Here is a 1,384-nt window from a genome sequence, read left to right on the forward strand (position 1 = left end):
AGTGTTCAACTTAATTATACAATCCGCCATTATTCAAGATACAAGAATTATTAATTACGACTATAATCAGTCTATGGAGACAATAACGAAACGTTTGATTTTAGATAACCCTAAAATATCTAGAGATGAGCTCATAAAGAAATACCTAGATATAATACATATTTATTCCGGGATTACATATTCAGAAACTTACTCTAAAATGTATAATAGTGATGGCACTATAGCCCTAGATAACCTGCCGGATATTCCCCCACAAAAGTGTGGGTCCTTCTCAGGGATTGGAAGAGCTGCTAATTATATGTTCTATAAATGCTATAACCACTACTTTCAATTATAGTGTTAATTTCCGAAATGGAAGTACCTCCCTTTATCTCTCTATTCCGCAGAAAGGTTTCTATAAAAATAATCTATAGAATTTTCATCTCTGATTTATAGATTCCTCATTTACAACAAAGCGAGGTCCTCACTATGTCTCTCAAGAAGATTATATCCGCCCTCTTATTTGCTATTCTTGTTGTTTTTGCAGGCATGACGTGCCGTGCTGCGGAAGTTAATAGTAATTATTTAAACGGAAATAAGAATTTCCCTATGATTGATTGGAAACAGGGAGTAAGTTCCTTCTTAGATAAAAGCTCTCTTGTTTGTGAAAGATACGATCCTCCCTACTATATACTTGCAGTTAATGTACTTTATGTAGATCACGCTGACAAAGGTAATACAACTCCTAATGTTATTAGAACTTTCCGCATTTTTTATGACTATAACAAAACAGAAATGTATAACATAACTAAAGACAAGAGAGGTTTAACCACTTCTTACTATATCGATCCCAATGGCTGCGAAGCTCAAAAGAGTGTTGTTATGCCGGCTAGTGAAGCCGCATTTTATTTATGCTATAATCTTAAATTTTATGGAACTCTATATCAGAAATTTGGAAATGAATATTATCCAGTATTTTCTGATGAATTCTACGATCATCTGAAATAACCCATCAAAACTCCCCACGCAGCTTTTGCTCATGGGGATTTTTCTTTACGCCGTTATCGTAGGCTCTCCTTATTCTATATTCAACTCACTTTAACTCCTGCTAACATTTTTCATTTTTCACCTGTTTCATGCTATACTATTAACAGATTCTAAAAAACGTACAGTAATCGTACAGCATAGTAACCTGCAGTCCCGTGATTTTATATCTAGGAAGTATTTGGGCTGCCGGCTAAGAATCCGATAAATACTGTTATTTTTATGATATTTTTACCAATAAACAGCTTGAATTTTCTTCTTGATAGGCATATAATTATATCTAGCAAGGAGGAGATTTCTATGGATATGCCGGGGAATGCCAAAACACAGACTATCTCAGGAAAAAAGTATGTCTTTATTG

Annotated in this window: 3 protein-coding genes; 2 read left to right on the top strand and 1 reads right to left on the bottom strand. The window is 34.2% G+C overall.

Annotation, left to right across the window (positions count from 1 at the left end; translation table 11 throughout):
• Both M3200_RS01670 and M3200_RS01675 read left to right on the top strand, forming a co-directional pair.
• The coding region (locus tag M3200_RS01670; RefSeq protein WP_288178075.1) for a hypothetical protein at positions 1 to 337 on the top strand (337 nt) is incomplete at its 5' end.
• Positions 338 to 468: 131 nt separating this feature from the next.
• Positions 469 to 987 carry a hypothetical protein gene (locus M3200_RS01675; protein ID WP_022381804.1) on the top strand — a complete coding sequence of 173 codons (519 nt, stop codon included), beginning with the start codon at positions 469 to 471 and terminating at the stop codon, positions 985 to 987.
• A gap of 206 nt (positions 988 to 1,193) precedes the next feature.
• Here the strand turns inward: M3200_RS01675 and M3200_RS01680 are convergent.
• Positions 1,194 to 1,384, bottom strand: a 191-nt coding sequence (locus M3200_RS01680; protein ID WP_288178076.1) for a hypothetical protein, incomplete at its 5' end; no start/stop codon positions are given.

Origin of the sequence: Dialister sp. CAG:357, from assembly GCF_000435155.1 — a bacterium.
GTDB classification, from domain to species: domain Bacteria; phylum Bacillota; class Negativicutes; order Veillonellales; family Dialisteraceae; genus Dialister; species Dialister hominis.